Origin of the sequence: Paraglaciecola marina, assembly GCF_004360155.1 — a bacterium.
GTDB lineage: Bacteria > Pseudomonadota > Gammaproteobacteria > Enterobacterales > Alteromonadaceae > Paraglaciecola > Paraglaciecola marina.
On record NZ_SAIS01000019.1, the window covers coordinates 1 to 21339 of the forward strand.

Consider the following 21339-nt stretch of genomic DNA (forward strand, 5'->3'; position numbering starts at 1 on the left):
ATCCATTAGCCATTTCGGAACATAAAACTAGCATGCAAGAAACAACAACCAGTAATCACAGCGATAAAAACTCAAGTAACGCTAGGTTAATAAATATTCCTAATATTCAGTGGATATTAGTTTTAGCAGTTATCTATACCTTGTACTTTGCTCAAAGCCTTATTATTCCTCTAGTTCTAACTGTTTTAGTTGCCTTATTGCTAAGCCCTTTGGTTTCACTTTTACAAAATTTCTTTATACCCCGAGCAATTTCATCTATCGCGCTTTTGGCTATGTTAGCCACTCCTTTTACCTTGGTAGGAGTTGAATTAGTGGAACCCGCTCAAAGGTGGGCAAAGCTAATTCCACAATTATCTGTGCAAGTAACTAAACAGGTTGAGTCCATAAGCAGTGCCTTTGATGAACAAGCAAAAGCGCAACCTACTAAAAAATCGAGCATATTCGATTGGTTTTCAAATAGTAAAACTTCAAGACCTACAGAAAAAAAATCGGCAACTGTAGTCACAGATCGAATAAAACAAAATGGTATGGAATTACTTGTTGATGCATTGGGTGCCGCCCCGCTATTTTTTGCACAATTACTGGCGAGTGTAATTTTAATATTGTTTTTACTGATATTTGGGCCTGGACTATTTGAGGCTTTCGTCAAAGAAATGCCAACACCAGAGCAGCAGAAAAAGGCTAAACGTTTAGTCACCATGACTCAAAAGCAACTTTCCAAATATATCATCACAGTGAGTGTCATTAATTTAGGTTTAGGCTTAACAACTGCCTGTGCTCTGCATTTCATAGGTTTAGAAGATGCATTGTTGTGGGGGGTCATAGTGGGGCTGCTTAATTTTATTCCCTATGCTGGGTCTGTGATTGGTTTAGTCATTCTCTCTTTAGCTGGAGTTGTACAATATGGAGTAACCCTTGCTGTATTGTTTCCGGTAGGGGCTTACCTTGTATTAAATTTATTAGAGTCACAATTTATCACCCCAACCGTTATGGGTAAACATATGCTAATAAACCCCTTAGTTATTATGGTGTGGTTATTAATATGTGGATGGATATGGGGGTTAGTTGGGGTACTTCTATCCGTCCCGATTTTGGTATGTATTAAGCTAGTATTGTCGGAACTTAATATTTGGAAGAATTGGTTGCGTATCATTGAAGCGGCTTGATAACTGAAACCTTACGTCCTTAAGAAACACTGCCATGCCCTAGCTTGAGTCTAGGGCATGGCTAAATATTTACCTACCTGCCACGGCTAGCATTACATCTTTAAAGTTTTTAGGCTTAGGTGTAATTTGAATAGGCATGTGTAGCGTTTTGGCTATATCAATAGCTGAGATCATACCGATAATTTCTTTACTCACGCCAGAAACGACTAACAAGTATAAGGTCCCCACTTCTTCCATGGTTTCTAGCACATCACCTATAGTCGAAGTCATAACACTTTGTAATTGTAAACCAGTACATCCTGCTTTGGGTGTCATTAGGTGAGCTACGGTTAACTCACTTCTAGGTACACCTAATTGGTTAGCTGTACTTAAGACCCGCGAACTTTGTAAATCAGCTAGTGTAACCATACCTAAAAACTGCTCTTGGTCATTTCTCACTAAAGCTTTGCTCATGTGAGTATTTTTGAGCAAGCTTGTCGCTTGCTCAACAGACATATCATCGAACAACATTAATGCTGTGTTGTTTGAAAAATTAGCCATAATTTCAATGGCTGGACTATCTAACTGTAATGGTGTGATTAAAGATTTACGGCTAATTTCATAACCATCTAAACTAGAAACAGGTAATTTTTTGTAAGTTGACATAATGTGTCCCTCTTAAAACTAAAAAAAGAATATAAAATTTATAAATTTCAATAACTTAATTTTAATTTAAAGGTGGAGCACGGGCCTCGGTGAAGTGATGATTCTGGAAGACACTTGAATCAAAGGTATATATAACCGCTTTATTTTCAACAATATCAAAGTCGACATTATTGTCATAATATAAAGATGGGTCTGACGAGTCGTTATCATCTAGCCCAACTTCGACACTATTAAACTCAAGATTTACTACACCAGCAATCGCGCTTGTGTGTGTCTCGTTTATTGCAAAACTTTTAGTAGAAAAAAGACAAATCAAACACATCACTAAAACGCTATATAGCGACTTATGTATGTATGAATTTTCTTTTAAGTTTTCCATGGGTTTAATGTTTAATTATCTTGTTGTTAAAAGTTACGACACAGAAACTAATTATAAGTTTCAATTATTTTGAGTCAGTAAATCGGGGAACAGCAACTAGCGAACTTTACAGTGAAATAAACAACTCTATTTATACACCACTGGCAATTAAAGAATTTTAATACTGTTGCTCTACATTTCATTAGAGCTTTCATAAAAGGAGCTCATATTCAAATTCTATCTTTCCCTTACTAAATCTAGCTTTATTGATCTAAGCCAGGCTAACACTCTGGCTATTACTGACTAAGTATTATCGCTATTTGTTAAATGGTGTGTCAAAAGGCTGGTTACTACATCTGTTGTAACATTAATACACGCTAAATTACATATTTAGCTGCCATCATTTGACGCATAAACAAACTAACTGGAATATTCGATATGAAATCATTAATTTTCATAACCATACTTACTTGTGTTTTAAGTAGTATGTCACCTGAGGCAGCTACAACAAGGCAAGACGTATTCAAATTTGATCAAGCAACTAGAATAGGAGCCACCGCAGTTAGAAACAAGAATTATGACAAAGCTTTTAAACATCTTGAGGAAGCTTCAAAACTTGGAGATAAAGTATCTCAGTACACTCTAGCTTTATTATATATGGAAGGGTTAGGTGTTGAACAAGATTATGGAAAAGCTTACTTATGGCTCAATGTCGCATCAGAAGCTAAAGAAAAAAAATGGCGTAATGCAAGGGATCAAATTAAAAATGCAATGTCTAAAGAACAACGCGCTGCTTTTCAGCCTTTAGTTGATGAGTATATCGAAAAATATGGAGCTTTTACCCAAGGTGTTATTTGTTTTAAACAAACCGTTGAAGCAAGCAAACGCAAAGTTATGAAGTGTTCCAAAGAAATTAAGTCTGGGCGCTAAAAATTTCATGTTACAGAAAGGAATCAAATAAATTCCCCCTTGATTCCTTACATAACCTCAACTTTGGATAAGCTAAATTGAAAGTTAATTTTTTAAAATCCATGCTGTTACATAACACTCAACTTGGCAAAACCTTAAACGTAGAGGCAAGAACAGAAATATTGTTCCCATAAGGCCTTATAAATATTTTCTATCCATCTAGAGCAGCCCATATAAGTACGAAATGAGCCGTCTTATTGGTGTGGCCGGTACTGAGCTTACCCAATTTTACCTACCAGCCACCTTTTCTTGGCTTTCCCATAAGCGCCAAACCATTCCAGCACCAAATGAATAGGTATTATTGTCTATAAATAATGGGCTATCTTCGTTAGCGGCACCATTATGTATTGAAGAACTCACACCCAAAAATACTCTAATGTTTTCTGTGGCGTTAAAAGAAACGTTTAACAAGATTCGAGTACCTAAATATCCAGCCTTAGCATCGTAAGCACTTCGCTGTGCAGTTACGAACTCTTGATTAACCTGATAAAAATAATCATGTAATTTTTCACTAGCCCAAGTAGGTGAAAGGCTAATTGATAACGCGGTTTTTTCGCTAAGCCAGCCTCTTTGTCTATACCTTAACTCTGGCTGAAACACATATCCTCTATGATCAATTCCAGAAAAGTCAGTAGAAAATACCGCACGGGTTTGCAGATTAAGAAACAACTCTCCTTTACCGTGATCGTCAAATTCAAACTTTGATAAACGCAGTCTCAATTGCGGACCAAGTTCAAAATTAAAGTCTAAGTCCGGCATACCGGCTCGTGCTTCATTATCGTCTGAATTTGCCCCAAATGATGCTGCCAAAGAAAGATCTAACTCATACCAACTTTTATCTACTGCCACAGCTCTGGCAATAGAGCCATCACCTATCCGTAGGGTTTTACCACGATATATAAAATAAGGTGCCGGTACCACATTGGTATTACTTTGATTTGACGCTGGATACTCAGGCGCATTAAATACACCTAAAAATGTACCAGCCTCCCATACAGGACGCATGTCATCCTCTAAAGTGATTTCTTCTTGAGCGATAGTTTCTAAGGATAAAACCATTAAAATTAATAATAGATAGCGAACATTAACTTTCATTATTTTTCTTATTTTCAAAATTATGTTTTCAACAAAGGGAGTCGTTCATTGTAACGTTAAAACAATTATCTTAGTAACGAAGACGCTGCAGTAAATTGATTTTGCTTTGTTATAACAAAAATAAACAGCAAATTTTCTAACAAATTTCTTTCAATACCCTTGATCTCAAATCTGTAAACCCCATCTCTGGACGCAGAACACAGTTCTATTAAAAGAATTCTGGGTTGTCACAAATTAGGCAACGCAAAAACCGCCTAATACGATTAGGCACTAATAATATTAACATTGGAATTTTCAGGAGATTTGAAAATGGCAATTCGTCCTTTAAACGATCGTGTGATCGTTAAGCGTCAGGAACAAGAAAGCAAATCTGCAGGTGGCATTGTATTAACAGGCTCTGCAGCAGAAAAGTCTACTCGCGGCGAAGTCGTTGCAGTAGGTAATGGCCGTGTATTAGACAATGGCGAAGTTAAAGCTGTTGACGTTAAAATCGGCGATATCGTTATTTTTAACGATGGATATGGCGTTAAAACTGAAAAGTTAGACGGCGAAGAAGTGCTTATCCTTGGCGAAAGCGACATCTTAGCAGTAGTCGAATAAACCCAATCCATTAACAGAATTTAAGAGGAATAATTATCATGGCAGCTAAAGAAGTACGTTTTTCTGATGACGCACGCGTCAAAATGCTTGCAGGCGTTAACGTTCTAGCTAACGCAGTAAAAGTTACACTAGGTCCTAAAGGCCGTAACGTTGTTTTAGACAAATCATTCGGTGCACCTACCATCACTAAAGATGGTGTGTCAGTAGCCAAAGAAATCGAATTAGAAGATAAATTCGAAAACATGGGCGCTCAAATGGTTAAAGAAGTAGCGTCTAAAGCAAATGACGAAGCCGGTGACGGAACGACTACTGCAACTGTACTTGCCCAAGCAATCGTAACTGAAGGTTTAAAATCAGTTGCTGCAGGCATGAACCCAATGGATCTTAAACGCGGTATCGACAAAGCAGTTGTTGCTGCCGTTGAAGAATTAAAAGCATTATCTGTACCTTGTGCAGACAGCAAAGCTATCGCCCAAGTAGGTACTATCTCTGCTAACTCTGACGTTGAAGTAGGCGACCTAATCGCTGAAGCAATGGACAAAGTAGGCAAAGAAGGCGTTATCACTGTTGAAGAAGGCCAATCTCTACAAAACGAATTAGACGTTGTAGAAGGTATGCAATTCGACCGTGGTTACTTATCTCCTTACTTCATGAACAACCAAGAAAACGGTACTGTTGAACTAGACAGCCCATTCATCCTTTTGGTTGACAAAAAAGTATCTAACATCCGTGAATTACTACCAACCCTTGAAGCCGTAGCAAAAGCCTCTAAGCCTTTGCTTATCATTGCTGAAGACGTTGAAGGTGAAGCACTAGCTACACTAGTAGTAAACAACATGCGCGGCATCGTAAAAGTAGCGGCAGTTAAAGCACCAGGTTTTGGTGACCGTCGTAAAGCTATGCTTCAAGACATCGCTACACTAACTGGTGGTACTGTGATTTCTGAAGAAATCGGTCTAGAACTAGAAAAAGTAACACTAGAAGACCTAGGTACAGCGAAACGTGTTGTTATCAACAAAGACAACACCACAGTAGTTGACGGTGCTGGTGAAGAAGACATGATCCAAGGTCGTGTTGCTCAAATCCGTGCACAAATCGAAGAGTCAACTTCAGACTACGACAAAGAAAAACTTCAAGAGCGTCTAGCTAAACTAGCTGGCGGTGTTGCAGTCATCAAAGTAGGTGCTGCTACCGAAGTTGAAATGAAAGAGAAAAAAGACCGTGTTGAAGATGCACTTCACGCGACACGTGCTGCCGTAGAAGAAGGCGTAGTTGCCGGTGGTGGTGTAGCTCTAGTTCGTGCTGCATCTAAAGTTAGCGACCTTACTGGCGAAAACGAAGATCAAACTCACGGTATTAAACTAGCACTACGTGCTATGGAAGCGCCGCTTCGTCAAATCGCAGCTAACGCCGGTGCTGAAGCATCAGTAGTAACAAACGCTGTTAAAAATGGTGAAGCTAACTTCGGTTACAACGCTGGTAACGACACATACGGCGACATGATCGAAATGGGTATCCTAGATCCAACTAAAGTAACTCGCTCTGCACTACAATTTGCAGCATCAATCGCAAGCTTGATGATCACCACAGAAGCCATGATTGCCGATGCACCTGCTGACGACTCAGCAGCACCTGCAATGCCTGATATGGGCGGCATGGGTGGAATGGGCGGCATGGGTGGAATGATGTAATTGCATCGCCGTGCATAACATTGCATAAGCTTGCAATGTAAACGCTTTAAAGCCCGCAGATTTTATGATCTCCGGGCTTTTTCTTTGCTATATTCGCTGGCAAACAAAAAGCCTTGATATGGCTATCATGGTTTTAATTAAAGTATGTAAAATTTTTTAGTGGTTTGTCATACAAAGCCTAATAACTTTTCTGTACTCCATTAGATAGCCAATTTTTCCTGGAATTCGTCATTCGGTATTTTTAGAACTTCAACTGCTATGTTTTGCATGGCCTTATAGTGATCTTTCATTTTTTCATCTACATTCAGATAATTGAAATTTTGATGGCGCCAAAAAGCAGTCGCTGCTGCTCCATAGGCGGTAAATGCTTGGAGTGCTTTAACTTCGCAGTCTGCTAATGTGATACTTTTCTGATAGCCTGTTAACAGCGCTTTTGCCTTTTCGAATGACAATCCAGCTGCACCACAGCAAGTGCCAACCATTATCATACCAAGATCAAATACGCGGTAATAATAAGTCGCTTCTTCAAAATCCATTATCGTCGCCGTATCTCCATCTTTACTCACAATAATGTTATCTGAAAATATATCACTGTGGATCATCGCATAAGGTAAGTCCTCACTTATGAAGCTTTCAATGTAGGCTTGTGTTTCTTTTAACCAACTAAAAAAATCACTTTCGGGAGCATAAACTTTTATTTCGTCATATTTCTCTACGCCATAACTTAACGTTTTTGGTAAGTAATCAGGTGCTGGTAATAAATGTAATGAAGCTAATTGTTCACCTAACGAAGTCAACAAGGGCAAAGATAAATCATCAACTATGTCACCATCAAGATACTCTTTGACCATAATTGGCTTAGCGTTCCACGAGGAAATAACTTCGTTTTCTGTGGTTTTTACTATTTTCGAAGTAGGAAAATTATTATCTTCCAAGTACTCAAGTAAGCTTGCTAATTTACTCGCTTCGTCTGATGATTTTTGCTCAGAAATAGTTAGTACATAATCTTTATTCGATGTTTTTACTAAATAGTTAGAATTTGCTGAACCACCACTTAATAATCGAAAAGAGTTGATAGTTTGAATGCCATAAGTGGACAAAATATCAACTACACTTTTGTGTGTTAAATCGCTGTTATCACTCATTTGTTCACCAAATCCCAGTTAGCTTCCATTGCTTGTATTAATGCAGACTCTAAGTGTTTGTTGTCACATAAATACACTTTTTCGCACTGTAATTTTTGTGCTTCAATACTTGGATGTTGAGCAGCTATAGGCAAGTTTTGAGTTTTTAAAGCATCACCAATTGCTACTGGGAATTTAGATGGATGTGCTGTGGCAAAACAGATCGTTTTTTCACCACTTAATGTATCTTTGTAAACATCAGTCGCACAAACGCTCACTGCCCCATGAGGGTCCAATAAATACTCTTCGTCATGATAAATTTGCGCTATTAGGTCAAGTGTTTCTTGATCTTTAGCTCTGTATGATAAAAAACCACTGCTATAGTTTTTATAGGTTTGTTTATCGAAAGTCACCGTACCTCTTGTTTGGAATTCGTTGAGCCAAACTTTAATTTTCCCTGCATCTTGATCAACACAAAAATACAAATAACGCCAAAAATTAAATGGTATAAGAATATCGATAGCTGATGAAGGAGTTTCAACATACTCCTCTTTAGAGAATTTACCTTCAGAAAATATGCGATGTAAACAAGCATTTTCGTTATTAGCAACGATGATCTTACTTATAGGAAGTCCCATTTTTCGAGCTAACGAGCCTGCACATACATTGCCAAAACCACCGGATGGTACTGACATATTAATTTTTTCCCCTGGCTTATCAATAACGTGAAAATAGCCATAAAAATAGTGAACGGTTTGCATCATTATCCGCCCCCAATTAATGGAATTTACGCTGCCAAGTTTTATCTTGTTCTTAAAAGATTTATTAGCATATAGCTTAGCAATGACCTCATCCAAATCATCACTACCCTCAGGGCAATTAGCAACGCCCACAGGATGAATATTAGCGTGCGGTAGACAGGTCATTTGGCGTTCTTGCTCTTCAGTGATTTTGTCTTTGGGGTAGAGGATCCAAGCGTCAAGATTCGACTTGCCTGCACTAAAATAAGCGGTAGCTGGGCCAGTATCACCTGTTGTAGCAACAATTAAGGACAAACGTTCGTTTTTACGTTGTAAAAAGAAATTGACTAAATTAACAAGAAAAGCCAAACCTACATCTTTAAAAGAGATAGTTGGACCATGGAACAACTCCATCACATAAGTATCTTTTCGAGATTTAAGTTGATGTATTGGAATGATTTCTTTATGTTCAAAATCTGCATAAGCGGTGTTTAACACTTGCTTTAATTCAGCAGCAGACATAATAGAGCGATCTATAAATAGCGATAAAACTTCAAAGGCTAGTTCGACGTAACTTAACGATTTCCATTGCTCTAACTGTTGAGGGCTAACTTGAGGTAAAGCAGTTGGGACATAGAGGCCACCGTCAATAGCAAAACCATCTAAAATTGCAGTTTCAAAATTTACTGGTTTGCCACCACCGGTATTACTTACATATTCCAACATATTGTTTATTCCTGTATTTTTTACTATTTGTAAAACTACGATTATTTGTTTAATAGAACGTTTTTATAAACCGCGCTTGCTATCATAATGTCTTGCACTGCAACGCCAGTTAAGTCTGCAATGGTAATTTGCTGTTCGTTAGTGCGTTGGAATTTTATATCTTGAATAGCAGTGCCTAACTCAACTACTTTTTCGGAGTTAATCGCACTGTCTTTAACTGCACGATAAACTTCCCCACGGCTATGACTTTGCGGAATACTATCTGCAATAACTAAATCTGCTTTGTTCAGTAATTCACTGGCTAATTCTTGTTTAGTTGACGTGTCTGAGCCAACAGCTGTTATGTGGGTGCCAGGTTGAATATCATCAGCATTTAACAATGCTGCTTCACTAGGTGTAGTGGTCACAATCAAATTACAGTGTGATGCAACTTCTTGAGGGCTTGACGCTATGTGAATATCATAATCGCTCCCTAGCTCTCGAACAAAGGCTTCTGCATTGCTTTTATTACGTCCCCACACCCATACTTTTTTGCATTCGGTGATTTCTTGAAGGTATTTCAACTGTAACTTCGCTTGAATACCTGTACCAATAATACCAATCGCGTTAATATTTTTTGGGGCAAAATATTTGGCCGCCAAAGCACCAGCAGCAGCGGTGCGTAAATCAGTTAAATAGCCTTCATCAAGCAGAACAGCTTTAGGAACACCGGTTTTTTGATCGAACAACAACATCATGCCCTGACAAGAAGAAAGGCCTAATTCAGGGTTTTGATAGAAGCCTGAAGCTATTTTAATGACATAAAAATCATCATTTTTGATATAGCCATACTTGATATGAGCATCACCTTTAGGACGTTCAAACAGCAATTCACCCACAGGAGGCACTACAGTATTACCATTACTATATTGAATAAACCCTGCTTTCATTGCGTTAACAAGATCAACTTCGTTAATTATTGATTTAATCTGATCTAGATTTATCACTGTTGTCATAACTTTTCCTTCTCTATTGGCAACTGGTAGTTGTCATCATGCTTTAACAACCAAGCAGATAAATAATATGGATTAATTATACTGAAGATAAGGAATAACAAGCAGAGGGAAACTAATGTTGTTGGCTGTAAAAACTTACTAATAAAAGGTATTGGCTATAAAATCATGCACAATTAACGTTTTGTGCTTTTTAAGTACGCATTAAGAATCGTTGCAACCTCTACTAAAATTAATTGTAATTAGAAAGTATTAGGTAAACGTGGAGAAAAGGTTTCAGATAAAATCAATGAGGTTTCAGTTTTACAAACATTTGAAAGAGATTCTAGCAATGCATCTAATTCAGACATGGTATAAACGGATACTCGAAATATATAAGCTTTTTCTCCGGTAACATTGAAACACTCAGTAATAGCTGAGCTTGCTGTAACGGCTTTTTTGAATGCCACTTCTTTTCCTGTAATGACATTTGCTTGAACAAAGCCTGTAATCGGGTAGCCAAGTGCTTCCGAATTAGTTTTTAGGCTGTAACCTAATATAGCTTTTTGCTCTTCTAATTTCTCAATACGCTCTTTAACAGCTGGTGCGGAAAGGTGAACAAGTTTGGCTAACTCTGAAATAGTAATTCGAGAGTTTTCAAATAAGATCCTGATAATGCTTTTGTTTATTTTGTCCAAATTAATCTCCATACATGAGTACTATTTTATAAAATTGACGTTAATAAAAGCGTCGTTACGCACTTTAAGATATTCTGAAAGGATTTAAGTTTCTACCCTTAAGCTCCTTTGAAATTACAGATAATAGTTTTCACTTATTGATAACTTTATCAATAAGGCTATTTGCAAAAAAATCATATTCACACAAATACATCGACTTAACAACGGCTCAACTTCTTTGAAATTTAAGGGGCGCATTGACACACTAATTACCACATTATTTATGGGTTGTTGCTTCATCTAAAATCACATTGCTCATGCGAAATAAGATAGGGGTATAAAGTGGGGTGCTGCTTTTAAATTATTTTATTTTCTTAATATAATCAGATTGATATAGCCTAATGGGCGGCATGATGTAATTTTACTAGTCTAAAACGTCGATTACTTCGTTGTTATTTGGCTCACGTACAAACGTACGCTACGCTCATAACGCCTTGTACTAAACGTTTTATTCTGCGTAAAACATCACGCGTCACTCAAAGCTCTGCTTTGAAGTTATGAAAAATTTTAAAGCCCGAATAGCAATATTCGGGCTTTTTTTCATAATGCCTCTAAATTTCAAAATGCTATTTTATTTTCATCAACATTATTAAAAACCAACAACTCCTTACTCACAATATAATGACTAAGTCGTATATAAACTAGCCACTCATTCAACTTCCCCTCAACCTCTAGAATACTGTTAGCACACCTCTGCGCATTCAAATCCGCTGTACTCTTGTTCAAATAGCTTGCTAAGTAAAAACTTGGTATGCCCAAATAAACAAAGTTGCAAAGTTTAAGCTTTTCTTAAGCTTGACTGTTTAGGATGAATTCACATTCAGTAATCGATCTACTTATAAATGAAAATTCTATTTTGCTTTTTGTCTATGTTTACAGCTTTTTCCAGTGTTGCCTCCGCACCTGATTTTAAAATTTCTAACAATATCCACTTAAGTGACTTGAAAGGACAAGTGGTATATGTGGATTTTTGGGCAAGCTGGTGTAAGCCCTGTAGAGCTTCATTTCCGTGGATGAATCAAATGCATAAACAATATAAGGACAAAGGCTTAAAAGTCATTGCAATCAATCTTGACGAAGACTCAGCTGCTGCAAAAACTTTCTTAAGCAAGGTCCCCGCTTTGTTTTCTATTGTGTATGACCCTCAAGGCAATATTGCAGAGCGTTATAAATTAATCGGTATGCCAACTAGCTACCTCATTGATAAAAATGGAGAACTGCGGGTAACTCACACAGGCTTTTTCACTAAGAAAGCGAGTGGTTATGAGCGCGAAGTCCAACAGTTATTATCCGAGTAACCCCCATATTCAAGTTTTCAGCAGGAGCCACTATGAACTCAAAAATTATGATGAATCCGAGTACCCAAACGTCAAAACATATTCCACGCAAACTTAGCAAGCCCCTTGTCTGTCTGGTTTTGCTACAACTAAGCGGTTGCGCCAGTATAGGTGTTCAACCCTGGGAACGACAGCTGCTTGCACAAGACAGTATGAGCTTAAATTCAGAAGCCGTAGAGGTTGGTTTAGACGAACATATTTATTTCAGTAAAGAAGCAACCAGCGGTGGTAGAGCTTTTGCTGGAGGAGGTTGTGGATGCAATTAGAAAAGAATATTCCCATTGCAGCCGCATTAGCCGCTGCCACCTGTGCATTGCTTGGCGCACCAAACGCTAAGGCTGAAGAGAGCCAAGAGCCATGGGCCATAGATACCGCTATCTTATACTATGGAGAAACTGATCGAGTCAGCGTAGTAGAAGGTGTATTGAATGCATCAAAAGACTTTGGTGATGAACATATTTTTAATGGAAAACTGGTACTTGATACCTTAACCGGTGCGTCGGCATCAGGCGCAGTAGCACAACCAGGAGTGCAATCTTTTACAAGGCCATCTGGTAAAGGTAGCTATGAGGTTAATGGCGGTGAAACCCCTCTTGACGATACATTTCAAGATACACGGGTACAGGTAAGCGGGCAATGGACACAACCATTATGGGAAAATACGCGGGGTAGTAGCGGACTTAATTTTTCAAAAGAATATGACTATCTATCAATAGGTGCAAATGGGTCAATTGCCAAAGACTTTGATAGAAAAAACCGTACTTTGTCTCTTGGCCTTTCCTATCAATACGATAGCATTGACCCGGTTGGAGGTGCCCCTGTTCCCTTCTCTAATATGTTGTTACGTTCAAATTTCGACTCTGACGATGGGTTTGACGAGAGCTTTGCAGATACTCGCCAAGACGGCTCCCAAGACAAAACAACAATTGATGTATTACTCGGACTAACCCAAACAATCAACAAGCGCATGATCATGCAACTAAATTATGGATTGTCGGTATCTGACGGGTACTTAAACGACCCATATAAAATACTCAGTTTAGTTAATGAAGAAGGCCTAACTGAGTCGTTAGTGTATGAGAACAGACCCGATAAGCGAACCAAACATAATATTTATTGGCAAACAAAATATGCAATGGACAGCAGTGTGATTGATGTTTCCTATCGTTTTTCCACAGATGATTGGGATATCAACTCTCATACTATTGACAGTAGATTGCGCTTTAACTTGTCTGATACCTCATATATTCAGCCCCACTTTCGTTACTATCAACAAGAAGCCGCTGAATTTTATACACCATTCTTAAATAGTGGGGATTCTTTGCCTACCTACGCCAGTTCTGATTATCGTCTAGGTGAGATGACTGCTGTGACTTTAGGCCTCAAGTATGGCCAGATACTAAGTAACGGACACGAATGGGGAGTACGCTTAGAGTATTATCAACAATCACCCAAAAACTCTGGCTTTGATGCACCAGGAACATTACAAAATGAGGATTTGTATCCATCAGTTAAAGCCGTCATTGCCCAATTGAGTTATTCTTTTTAGTCGCTGATAAGCAAAGCAACTTAGTACATAAAAAATGACGCAGACGACAACCGAGCTTTCCATTCAAAACGACCACCTTTGTGGTCGCTTTTCAGCTATGGCAAGCCCTTGCGAAATACACTTCGATTGTACTGAGATAGCGCTTGTTAGGCCTCAATTTTTAGCGGCCATTGCAGAAACTAAGCGAATTGAAGAAAAATATAGCCGCTATATTAACAACAACCCGCTTTATATGATTAATCACAGTAATGGCAAGCCGATCGCGATTGATGACGAAACCTTTCTGTTATTGAGTTTTGCGGACACTTGCTACCAAATTAGCGAAGGAATGTTTGATATAACATCGGGGGTTTTCCGTAAGGTTTGGAAATTCAATGGTTCTGATAACATCCCACCGGCTTCTAAAGTCAGTGCACTGTTACCTTTTATAGGCTGGCAAAATATTAGCTATACTGAATCTCAAATTATAGTCCCTAAGGGGTTTGAATTAGACTTTGGTGGCATAGGCAAAGAATACGCAGTCAATAAAGTTTCACAACTATTAGCCGAAGCTTTACCCAGCATTTCAATGCTAATTAATTTTGGCGGCGATATTCAAGTAACAAGTCCACGGAAAAAAGCCCCTCACTGGCAAGTTGGTATCGAAAACCCAACCAGTCAAAAAGGCGTGGCGATTGTTAATATTGCCAAAGGTGGTTTGGCTACCTCAGGAGATGCAAATCGATATTTAATGAAAGACGGCAAGCGCTACTCTCATATTCTTAACCCTCAAACAGGGTTTCCCATAGAGGATGGGCCCAGATCAATTACCGTGGCTGGCGACTATTGTGTTCAGGCGGGTTTATTAGCCACGTTAGCTTTACTGCAAGGAAAAAACGCCGAAGCCTTTTTAAAACAGCAAAATGTTGAATATTGGTGTTATAAATAAGTCGATAGTGGTGCTAAATCCTAACAACTAGGACAAAACAATCATATGCGAATATTATTAGTAGAAGATGACATCCCCTTAGCAAGAGAGCTAAAAACATCTTTAAACAATCAGGGCCATGCTGTAGATCATGTGGAATTAGGACAGCATGCGTTGTCTTCTGCCGTCACTCAAGATTGTAATTTAGTTATCCTTGATTTAGGTCTGCCAGATATGGATGGGCTGGAAGTACTTAAGCAATTGAAACTAAGTAATAAAGGTTTACCCGTATTGATTTTGACCGCCCGCGATGGAGTTGAAAATAAAGTAACTGGGTTAGATTTAGGTGCCGATGATTATTTGTCTAAACCCTTTTCGAGTGAAGAGTTGTTTGCCAGAATCCGCGTTATTGAACGTAAATTAGGCACCAATGATAGCGCCTTAATTACCATTGCAAATGTGAGTTTAGATACTAGGGCAAATACCCTAAGTATTGATAACGCTGATGTAAGACTATCTAGGCGAGAATTAATGATAACTAAGGCCCTAATGGAACAAGAAGGACGCATTCAATCAAAAGATAATTTAGAGTCAAAGCTGTATCAATGGGGAGATGAAATCAGCAGCAACACTATTGAAGTTCACATCAGTAACTTACGCAAAAAACTCCCAAAAGACTTTATTCATACCATACGTGGCGTGGGCTATGTAGTGAGAAAAATATAAGTGTCGATGCAGGCAAAGCTGCTCAGGCTAACTATTTCAGTGGTAACAATCGCCACATTTTTTGCAGCCTTGCATGGATATCGAAATAGTCAGAGCCATCTGAACAAATTATTCGATAAAGAGTTAGTTACCGTCACCCACTTTATGGCAGCCAGTGACAACTTTAGCCCTCAGCCAGCAGACCCTACAAACAGTTTTTTATACCAAATATTTGATAAGCAAAATCGACTCATAGCTAAGGCATCTGATGCACCTGAGTACCCTATTGCCAGTATTGCAAAAGGCTTTACTGAAGTCGCATTCAATCGGTCACAGTGGCGTGTTTACGTAGTGTCGACTGATGTGAAAAGGGTTTTGGTAGCGCAATCCATGACCGAACGTAAGTCTACTGCCGACGACATCCTTTTAGTCACCATAACCCCAATCGTTTTTTCAATTCCCATCATTGGCTTGCTGATATTCTATGTCGTTAGAAAAAGTCTCGCGCCACTGCGTTTATTATCGAGACAATTAAGAAATAAAAACAGTGAAGATTTGAGCCCAGTCAAAATTTCACATCCGACTAAAGAACTAGTGCCTGTGGTAGACAGGCTAAACGATGTGTTTGCAAAGCTAAACGATGCCTTTGAACTCGAAAAACAAGTATCCGCGAATGCCGCCCATGAATTACGCACTCCTGTCAGCGTTTTATCTATTGCAGTGAATAACCTTGCGACAGCCTTTGCTAACAACAATATAACCGAAAAACAACTTAGAGAGCTCACCCAAGGGGTGGCTAGAATGGCCAATGTCATTGAACAAATTATTAATTTATTTCGTTTCACACCAGAAAACTTTGCCAATAAATTATCCCAAGTTGATATTGAAAAAATATTACAAGAAGTGATCACTAACAACTACTCTGCTCTTGAAGAAGCTAAGCAAAGTATCGAATTAAACTCGCAGCCCTCATTGACCTACGCTGACCCTTTTGCCCTCTATATCTTGCTTGAAAATATCGTTCGGAACGCCATTAAATACGCTGGAGAAGGAGCACATATTAGTATCACAGTGCATGAGTCGTATAATCGACTTCTGATCGACTTTGATGATTCAGGTAAAGGCCTCTTAGAAGAAGAAAGACAACAGCTGACTCAGCGGTTTTATAGGGCTTCCAATCAAACAGATGTGAAAGGTTCAGGCCTTGGCTTGGCGATAGTAAAGCGTATTGCTGATTTGCATGGAGCAAGCATTACTTTCGAAGAAGCACCGACTTCTGGTTTACGGGTCCGTGTCTCCTTGAAGAAGGCAAAAGGTGATAGAAGTGGGGCTTAAACAAATTATCCTTGCATTACTTTTGCTGAGCCATGAATTGGCTGTGGCAAAGAATGCTGAGTTTTATATTACCCTAGAAAAAAATACATTTTCGCCACCAAGATTACACATACCAGCAGACAAAAAGGTTCGTATCATTATTACTAACCTAGATAATGAACCGGAGGAATTTGATAGCTTTGATTTAAATAGAGAGAAAGTGTTATTTCCTGGAAAAAAATCTGTGATTTATGTTGGCCCTTTAAAGCCAGGCATCTATGAATATTTCGGAGAATTCCATCCCAATACAGCCAAAGGCAGCATTATTGTAAAATTAAAGGAAAGTAATAATGCTGACTAATTCAATCATTCTATTTTTGAGAGATTTATTGCCTGTTTTTATTATGCTCGCATATTTACAAGCGCTTTTTATATCTCCACCTCAACAGCTTAGATTTACAGTTGTACTTTCTAGTTTCGTGATTTTTTTCAGTACTGTGGTGCTTATTTTTTACGAAAATATAAGTGAAATATCAGAAGGAAACGGTCTAGAGTGGTTCAAAATTGTAAGTTTGCTAATTGGCTTAGCGCTAATTTGGGTTGCTATCCTTAACAATAAAGTTAGTCAATACCAAGCTTTTACACTCCCAATACTAATTATTATTGGTGCAGTGCTGATTAGTAGTACCCATCTGAGTTCTCTGCTTTTATTTCTAAATATTTACTTTTCAAACCAGCAAAGTGTGTTGGAACTATCCATCGGCTGTGCAATTGGGTTTGGCATAAGCTTAAGCTTTTATTTCATATTTGCATTCGTGCTACATGAACTGGTAAGTATGCAGGCAAAGGGTTTAGTCTACGCTTTATTCGCCCTATTTATGGCAGGGCAAGTGGGTATAGTTGCCAACCTTTTGCAACAGATAGATTTATTAACGGTAGGTGTGACGGCTCTTTTTGACGTCACAGACTGGATAAATGAAAGCACTGAATATGGTTATTTACTGAAAGCACTATTTGGATTTGAAGCCTCTCCTACAGCAGCCTACCTAACTTTACTTTCGAGCACTTTTACACTCACTTTTATTATTCTCATGCGCCAAAAACGCTATGACACCGCTGGGGCATATAATGAATAAGCCAAGCCTTTTATTCGCCACTATTTGCATATTAATGTTCACGCCTAGGTACGTGTTTGCCGACGGCATAGTGGTAGATAAAGTTTATCACCCCTATGTAATTGCCAATGAAAAAGAATTTGAATGGCGCTTAATGTCTAGTCAAACCGATACAATTAACCGCTTAGCCCAACAATTTGGATTAGGTTATTCAATTGCTGAAAATGTAGCGATGGAGTTCTATATTATAGGCGAGCGCAACGAACTTGGAGACTTTACGGCTAGTGCATTCGAATTAGAGGCACGTTGGATGCTAACCGAACAAGGACAGTATGCTTTCGATTGGGGAGCTATTTTTGAATTAGAACGCAACACTTCAGTTAACAGTATTGAAGCAAGCGCAGGGTTAGCGGTTGAAAAAGAATTTGAGAAAACTAGCTTAACGATAAACTGGTTTTTAATCTATGAACAAGGCAGTCAAATTGACTCTGAATTCGAAACTGAATTCAGAGTCAAATATCGATATCGATATATTCCAGAAATACAGCCGGCAATAGAATTATATTCAGGTGAAGACTACTTTGGTATAGGCCCAGCTATAATGGGAGTCCACCGCATTGAAGGACAACGGCAAATAAAATGGGAAGCTGGGTTTATTACAGAATTAAGCAACAAGGGTAAAGATCATACTTTACGCTTGTCTGTAGAATACGAATTCTAAATACCCATTACAAACCAAACGGGTTATCAATACTTTCGCTGGGCTCGGTAAACCAGCGTGGGCCTTTGTCAGTCATGTAAAAGTGGTCTTCTAAACGAATGCCAAATTCATCGGGTATTACTAGCATTGGCTCGTTACTAAAACACATGCCTTTAGCGAGTGGTGTTTTATTACCGCCCACTAAATAAGGCCATTCATGAATATCTAACCCAATGCCGTGGCCGGTACGATGAGGGCAGCCCGGTGTTTGATAATCAGGGCCTAAGCCTTGTGTAGCTAAGTACTGGCGGGCAGCTTTATCCACATTTTCACAAGGTTCGCCAATTTTAGCGGCGTTAAATGCTGCTTGTTGCGCGGCTTTTTCTGCGTTCCAAAACTGTCTTTGCCTAGCTGTTGACTCGCCAAATACGTAAGTGCGGGTAATGTCTGATATATAGTCGTGTACTTTGCAGCCCGTATCGATTAACACTACATCTCCAGCTTTTAGCGTTTGTGGATCTTTTACTCCATGGGGAAAGGAGGTGGCCACGCCAAAAAGTACAATACAAAAGTAATTACCCGGTGCGCCCACTTTTTGGTGAGCTTGCTTGATAAAAGCTTCGACCTCTGTGGTGGTGATGCCCACATATAAGATGCTTGCGGTGGCTTGATGCACAGCCAAAGTCATATTCATGGCAGCTTGCATAAGGGCTATTTCGTTATCTGACTTATGCATTCTGCAGTGGGCTGTGACTTCTTTTGCGTTAATAATATTTAAGCCAGTTTGCGCTTTATTGATGCCGTCGAATATAAAAAATTGCGCGCTTTCATCAATGCCGATAGTAGCGGTATCCGCTATGTTTAATTGCTTTAAAACATCAACAAATAAACGATAAGGGTTTTCATGCTCTTGCCAGCCGTGAATGGGGCCGTCTATGACTTTGAATGCGTTCAAACTGCCTATTTCGAAATAAGGGGCTATGTATTGTATGCTCCCTTTTGCAGGTAAAATAGCCCCTACCATGCGTTCGCTAGCGTGCCATTTCATACCGGTAAAATAGGTAAGGTTGGTTCCAGCGTTTAGATAAATAGCATCAATATTATGAGCCAGCATATAAGCTTGGGCCTTGGCCATTCGCTCTAGGTGCTCCTTTGGCTCAATAGGCCTAAGGTTAGCTGTCATATCAGTTAAGCCAGCTAACGCTTGTTCTGGCGACTGAGTACCCACACCAATAGTAGTCATGTTTTCTCCAAATTCTTAACAGCTATAAATCAAATATTCTATGGACTAGGAAGTGACTAGCTCAAAGCTAGCCAAATGCCCACACCAATTAATAAGGTGCCAGAAATAGCATTCATCCAGCGCATGTTGTTACCTCGGTTAAGTAGGCGCTTTAAGCCTTTACCGCCAGAGGCATAGATGAGCATACACACAAACTCACTAAGCATAATAACCGCCACCAGCGCCAAAAGTTGCCAGGAAATAGAGCGACTAGTATCAATAAAAGGCGGCAAAATAGATAACATAAATGCCCACCCCTTAGGGTTGGCAATGGCAGTTACAAAACCTTGTGACATTAAAGCAAAACGGCTTAGGGTTACATCTGCCTCAGCGTTCAAGCTTAGGTGACTACCCGACCAATACATTTTGCATCCTAAGTACATCAGGTATATCCCGCCTATCCACTTAAACCAAGTAAATAATGCCGGATAACTCAACATTATGGCCGCAGCCCCCATCACGGCCGATACCGCAACAACCGCAACGCCGAATACCTCTCCAAGCATCATCCATAGTGTTCTGCGCAGGCCAATTTTTAAGCCCAATGTCATCGCCAAGGTCATACACATACCTGGGGTAATTGAGATAAAGAACATAGTGGGAATAAATACGGCTAGGGTGGCTAAAGTTGGCATAAGCAGTTCTTATAATTATTTGTTGGTAATTTACAGTGCTGAATTTTAGAATCGATTTAAAGTAAAATAGAGTACTTAAAGCATGCGTTGAATTGAAACCAATATCACTAAGAAGTTTAACTGCTCTAGCTGGCAACAAAAAGCCAAATCAAATGTTTCTTTTGAAGGCAGTTATTTGTTTGTTTATCCCCTTTTGCCCAAAACGAATACTTTTTATAGCTAGTTTTTTGAGTTTTCATCGACTAACCAGCCTGGCAGAGCACAACCCCCTCGGCCTGCAACAACCATTTGCAACATGATTTCAGTGGTTTCGATGATTTTGTGTGGCTTAACTAAACATTTAGCAGGGTTAATAAATCAACCAAAGATAATCAGAATATCAATTTCGTATCTGAGTAGCGATACTGCCTCACCTTTTGCATTCTGATTTAATAAAAGTTCCGTGCGCATAAACAGCGGCAACACTCTATTAGTTGCGCTTTGAATACTATTACCTGCGGAGGTAAGGCGTAGATTACGCCCGTTTATTTTCGTATTTACTACAACAAGGATGTCATCGCTTCAACATCTCGATATGCTTTAACCTTATTATCCGGCGTACGTTTAGCTTCTTGCTCTGCGGAGCGCTCTGCGGCTTCTTTTACCAGTTTTTCTAGTTTTTCGGTTAACATCGTTAAGCGTTCTTTTTGTTCTTGAGTGGGGTTTTCTAGCCCTTCGAGTGCCGCGATTTCTTGTTTAAGTTCATCTAGTTTGTCCTTATCTACACCAACTTTATTCGCGAGTAACTCTTCCATAGCATTTGATAGAAAGCTTACTGTGTCACCAGTTGAATTGGAGCCTGAAGGGTCAGATGTTTCCGCAACTTTAATATTTTCTCGATTGGCCTTAGCAGCCTCTACTTCTTCAGGAGTTTTTTGGTGGTATAAATGGTACGTGGTTGAAGTGCTACTAATAAGCATTCTTAATCCTCTTA

At 39.1% G+C, this 21339-nt stretch carries 23 protein-coding genes; 13 read left to right on the forward strand and 10 right to left on the reverse strand.

The annotated features are described in order from the left end of the window. On the forward strand, positions 1 to 1166 hold a 1166-nt coding region (locus tag EOK74_RS18740; protein WP_420818940.1), incomplete at its 5' end, for an AI-2E family transporter. Between the two features lie 69 nt (positions 1167 to 1235). Here EOK74_RS18740 and EOK74_RS18745 read toward each other — a convergent pair. After that, the gene (locus EOK74_RS18745) at positions 1236 to 1811 is read right to left on the reverse strand and encodes a CBS domain-containing protein (RefSeq protein ID WP_133471649.1); all 576 of its coding nucleotides are present in this window, start codon (positions 1809 to 1811) and stop codon (positions 1236 to 1238) included. Between the two features lie 61 nt (positions 1812 to 1872). After that, positions 1873 to 2190: a hypothetical protein gene (locus tag EOK74_RS18750; RefSeq protein WP_133471650.1), complete on the reverse strand. Its 318-nt coding sequence runs from the start codon at positions 2188 to 2190 to the stop codon at positions 1873 to 1875. 417 nt (positions 2191 to 2607) lie between these two features. Here EOK74_RS18750 and EOK74_RS18755 point away from each other — a divergent pair, with 417 nt between their 5' ends. Continuing rightward, positions 2608 to 3099, forward strand: coding sequence for a tetratricopeptide repeat protein (locus EOK74_RS18755; protein WP_133471651.1), 492 nt, complete (start codon positions 2608 to 2610; stop codon positions 3097 to 3099). A gap of 267 nt (positions 3100 to 3366) precedes the next feature. Here EOK74_RS18755 and EOK74_RS18760 read toward each other — a convergent pair whose 3' ends face one another. Then, positions 3367 to 4233, reverse strand: coding sequence for a MipA/OmpV family protein (locus EOK74_RS18760; RefSeq protein ID WP_133471652.1), 867 nt, complete (start codon positions 4231 to 4233; stop codon positions 3367 to 3369). Between the two features lie 309 nt (positions 4234 to 4542). On the opposite strand from EOK74_RS18760, the gene EOK74_RS18765 reads away from it, so the two are divergent. Next, complete coding sequence (locus EOK74_RS18765; protein ID WP_133471653.1) at positions 4543 to 4833, forward strand: co-chaperone GroES; 291 nt, start codon at positions 4543 to 4545, stop codon at positions 4831 to 4833. Positions 4834 to 4871: 38 nt separating this feature from the next. Continuing rightward, positions 4872 to 6524, forward strand: coding sequence for a chaperonin GroEL (groL, locus tag EOK74_RS18770; protein ID WP_133471654.1), 1653 nt, complete (start codon positions 4872 to 4874; stop codon positions 6522 to 6524). A gap of 200 nt (positions 6525 to 6724) precedes the next feature. Here the strand turns inward: groL and EOK74_RS18775 are convergent, their stop codons facing one another. From EOK74_RS18775 to EOK74_RS18790, 4 genes are all read right to left on the reverse strand, one after another. Then, positions 6725 to 7669 carry a homoserine kinase gene (locus tag EOK74_RS18775; RefSeq protein ID WP_133471655.1) on the reverse strand — a complete coding sequence of 315 codons (945 nt, stop codon included), beginning with the start codon at positions 7667 to 7669 and terminating at the stop codon, positions 6725 to 6727. Then, a complete protein-coding gene (gene thrC, locus EOK74_RS18780; RefSeq protein WP_133471656.1) occupies positions 7666 to 9114 on the reverse strand; it encodes a threonine synthase in 1449 nt (482 codons plus the stop codon). Before thrC ends, EOK74_RS18775 begins: the two co-directional genes overlap by 4 nt. Positions 9115 to 9155: 41 nt before the next feature. After that, a complete protein-coding gene (locus tag EOK74_RS18785; RefSeq protein WP_133471657.1) occupies positions 9156 to 10109 on the reverse strand; it encodes a Rossmann-fold NAD(P)-binding domain-containing protein in 954 nt (317 codons plus the stop codon). Positions 10110 to 10348: 239 nt separating this feature from the next. Beyond that, positions 10349 to 10783, reverse strand: a complete 435-nt coding sequence (locus EOK74_RS18790) for an Lrp/AsnC family transcriptional regulator (protein WP_133471658.1) — start codon at positions 10781 to 10783, stop codon at positions 10349 to 10351. An 881-nt stretch (positions 10784 to 11664) separates the two neighbouring features. On the opposite strand from EOK74_RS18790, the gene EOK74_RS18795 reads away from it, so the two are divergent. Genes EOK74_RS18795 through EOK74_RS18835 form a run of 9 tightly spaced genes read left to right on the forward strand, consistent with a single transcriptional unit; the run spans position 11665 to position 18470 of the window. Continuing rightward, positions 11665 to 12120 carry a TlpA disulfide reductase family protein gene (locus EOK74_RS18795; RefSeq protein WP_133471659.1) on the forward strand — a complete coding sequence of 152 codons (456 nt, stop codon included), beginning with the start codon at positions 11665 to 11667 and terminating at the stop codon, positions 12118 to 12120. A gap of 32 nt (positions 12121 to 12152) precedes the next feature. After that, entirely contained in the window at positions 12153 to 12425 is a 273-nt protein-coding gene (locus EOK74_RS18800; protein ID WP_239024171.1) for a DUF4266 domain-containing protein, read from the forward strand. After that, on the forward strand, positions 12416 to 13708 hold the full coding sequence (locus EOK74_RS18805) for a DUF3570 domain-containing protein (protein ID WP_133471660.1): 1293 nt from the start codon (positions 12416 to 12418) through the stop codon (positions 13706 to 13708). Before EOK74_RS18800 ends, EOK74_RS18805 begins: the two co-directional genes overlap by 10 nt. Before the next feature lie 34 nt (positions 13709 to 13742). Next, complete coding sequence (locus tag EOK74_RS18810; RefSeq protein ID WP_166638804.1) at positions 13743 to 14636, forward strand: FAD:protein FMN transferase; 894 nt, start codon at positions 13743 to 13745, stop codon at positions 14634 to 14636. A 45-nt stretch (positions 14637 to 14681) separates the two neighbouring features. After that, positions 14682 to 15341, forward strand: a complete 660-nt coding sequence (locus tag EOK74_RS18815) for a response regulator (protein WP_133471661.1) — start codon at positions 14682 to 14684, stop codon at positions 15339 to 15341. Positions 15342 to 15347: 6 nt separating this feature from the next. After that, positions 15348 to 16655 (forward strand): ATP-binding protein, encoded by a 1308-nt coding sequence (locus tag EOK74_RS18820; RefSeq protein ID WP_133471662.1) that lies wholly within the window; start codon positions 15348 to 15350, stop codon positions 16653 to 16655. Beyond that, complete coding sequence (locus EOK74_RS18825; RefSeq protein WP_239024172.1) at positions 16645 to 16995, forward strand: cupredoxin domain-containing protein; 351 nt, start codon at positions 16645 to 16647, stop codon at positions 16993 to 16995. The genes EOK74_RS18820 and EOK74_RS18825 overlap by 11 nt, the downstream gene beginning before the upstream one ends. Further along, positions 16985 to 17770 carry a hypothetical protein gene (locus tag EOK74_RS18830; RefSeq protein WP_133471664.1) on the forward strand — a complete coding sequence of 262 codons (786 nt, stop codon included), beginning with the start codon at positions 16985 to 16987 and terminating at the stop codon, positions 17768 to 17770. The genes EOK74_RS18825 and EOK74_RS18830 overlap by 11 nt, the downstream gene beginning before the upstream one ends. Then, the gene (locus tag EOK74_RS18835) at positions 17763 to 18470 is read left to right on the forward strand and encodes a hypothetical protein (RefSeq protein ID WP_133471665.1); all 708 of its coding nucleotides are present in this window, start codon (positions 17763 to 17765) and stop codon (positions 18468 to 18470) included. Before EOK74_RS18830 ends, EOK74_RS18835 begins: the two co-directional genes overlap by 8 nt. Before the next feature lie 7 nt (positions 18471 to 18477). Here EOK74_RS18835 and EOK74_RS18840 read toward each other — a convergent pair whose 3' ends face one another. From EOK74_RS18840 to EOK74_RS18855, 3 genes are all read right to left on the reverse strand, one after another. Then, positions 18478 to 19692, reverse strand: a complete 1215-nt coding sequence (locus tag EOK74_RS18840) for a M24 family metallopeptidase (RefSeq protein WP_133471666.1) — start codon at positions 19690 to 19692, stop codon at positions 18478 to 18480. Between the two features lie 56 nt (positions 19693 to 19748). Beyond that, entirely contained in the window at positions 19749 to 20366 is a 618-nt protein-coding gene (locus EOK74_RS18845) for a LysE family translocator (RefSeq protein WP_133471667.1), read from the reverse strand. A gap of 539 nt (positions 20367 to 20905) precedes the next feature. Continuing rightward, on the reverse strand, positions 20906 to 21325 hold the full coding sequence (locus tag EOK74_RS18855; RefSeq protein ID WP_133471668.1) for a hypothetical protein: 420 nt from the start codon (positions 21323 to 21325) through the stop codon (positions 20906 to 20908). Positions 21326 to 21339: the final 14 nt, after the last annotated feature.

Coding starts and splice junctions, on each gene's coding strand:
- EOK74_RS18800 (WP_239024171.1), top strand. CDS start 12,153: ATGAACTCAAAAATTATGATGAATCCGAGTACCCAAACGTCAAAACAT.
- EOK74_RS18840 (WP_133471666.1), bottom strand. CDS start 19,692: ATGACTACTATTGGTGTGGGTACTCAGTCGCCAGAACAAGCGTTAGCT.
- EOK74_RS18745 (WP_133471649.1), bottom strand. CDS start 1,811: ATGTCAACTTACAAAAAATTACCTGTTTCTAGTTTAGATGGTTATGAA.
- EOK74_RS18760 (WP_133471652.1), bottom strand. CDS start 4,233: ATGAAAGTTAATGTTCGCTATCTATTATTAATTTTAATGGTTTTATCC.
- EOK74_RS18795 (WP_133471659.1), top strand. CDS start 11,665: ATGAAAATTCTATTTTGCTTTTTGTCTATGTTTACAGCTTTTTCCAGT.
- thrC (WP_133471656.1), bottom strand. CDS start 9,114: ATGTTGGAATATGTAAGTAATACCGGTGGTGGCAAACCAGTAAATTTT.
- EOK74_RS18775 (WP_133471655.1), bottom strand. CDS start 7,669: ATGAGTGATAACAGCGATTTAACACACAAAAGTGTAGTTGATATTTTG.
- EOK74_RS18750 (WP_133471650.1), bottom strand. CDS start 2,190: ATGGAAAACTTAAAAGAAAATTCATACATACATAAGTCGCTATATAGC.
- EOK74_RS18785 (WP_133471657.1), bottom strand. CDS start 10,109: ATGACAACAGTGATAAATCTAGATCAGATTAAATCAATAATTAACGAA.
- EOK74_RS18815 (WP_133471661.1), top strand. CDS start 14,682: ATGCGAATATTATTAGTAGAAGATGACATCCCCTTAGCAAGAGAGCTA.
- EOK74_RS18805 (WP_133471660.1), top strand. CDS start 12,416: ATGCAATTAGAAAAGAATATTCCCATTGCAGCCGCATTAGCCGCTGCC.
- groL (WP_133471654.1), top strand. CDS start 4,872: ATGGCAGCTAAAGAAGTACGTTTTTCTGATGACGCACGCGTCAAAATG.
- EOK74_RS18810 (WP_166638804.1), top strand. CDS start 13,743: ATGACGCAGACGACAACCGAGCTTTCCATTCAAAACGACCACCTTTGT.
- EOK74_RS18830 (WP_133471664.1), top strand. CDS start 16,985: ATGCTGACTAATTCAATCATTCTATTTTTGAGAGATTTATTGCCTGTT.
- EOK74_RS18755 (WP_133471651.1), top strand. CDS start 2,608: ATGAAATCATTAATTTTCATAACCATACTTACTTGTGTTTTAAGTAGT.
- EOK74_RS18820 (WP_133471662.1), top strand. CDS start 15,348: ATGCAGGCAAAGCTGCTCAGGCTAACTATTTCAGTGGTAACAATCGCC.
- EOK74_RS18845 (WP_133471667.1), bottom strand. CDS start 20,366: ATGCCAACTTTAGCCACCCTAGCCGTATTTATTCCCACTATGTTCTTT.
- EOK74_RS18855 (WP_133471668.1), bottom strand. CDS start 21,325: ATGCTTATTAGTAGCACTTCAACCACGTACCATTTATACCACCAAAAA.
- EOK74_RS18835 (WP_133471665.1), top strand. CDS start 17,763: ATGAATAAGCCAAGCCTTTTATTCGCCACTATTTGCATATTAATGTTC.
- EOK74_RS18765 (WP_133471653.1), top strand. CDS start 4,543: ATGGCAATTCGTCCTTTAAACGATCGTGTGATCGTTAAGCGTCAGGAA.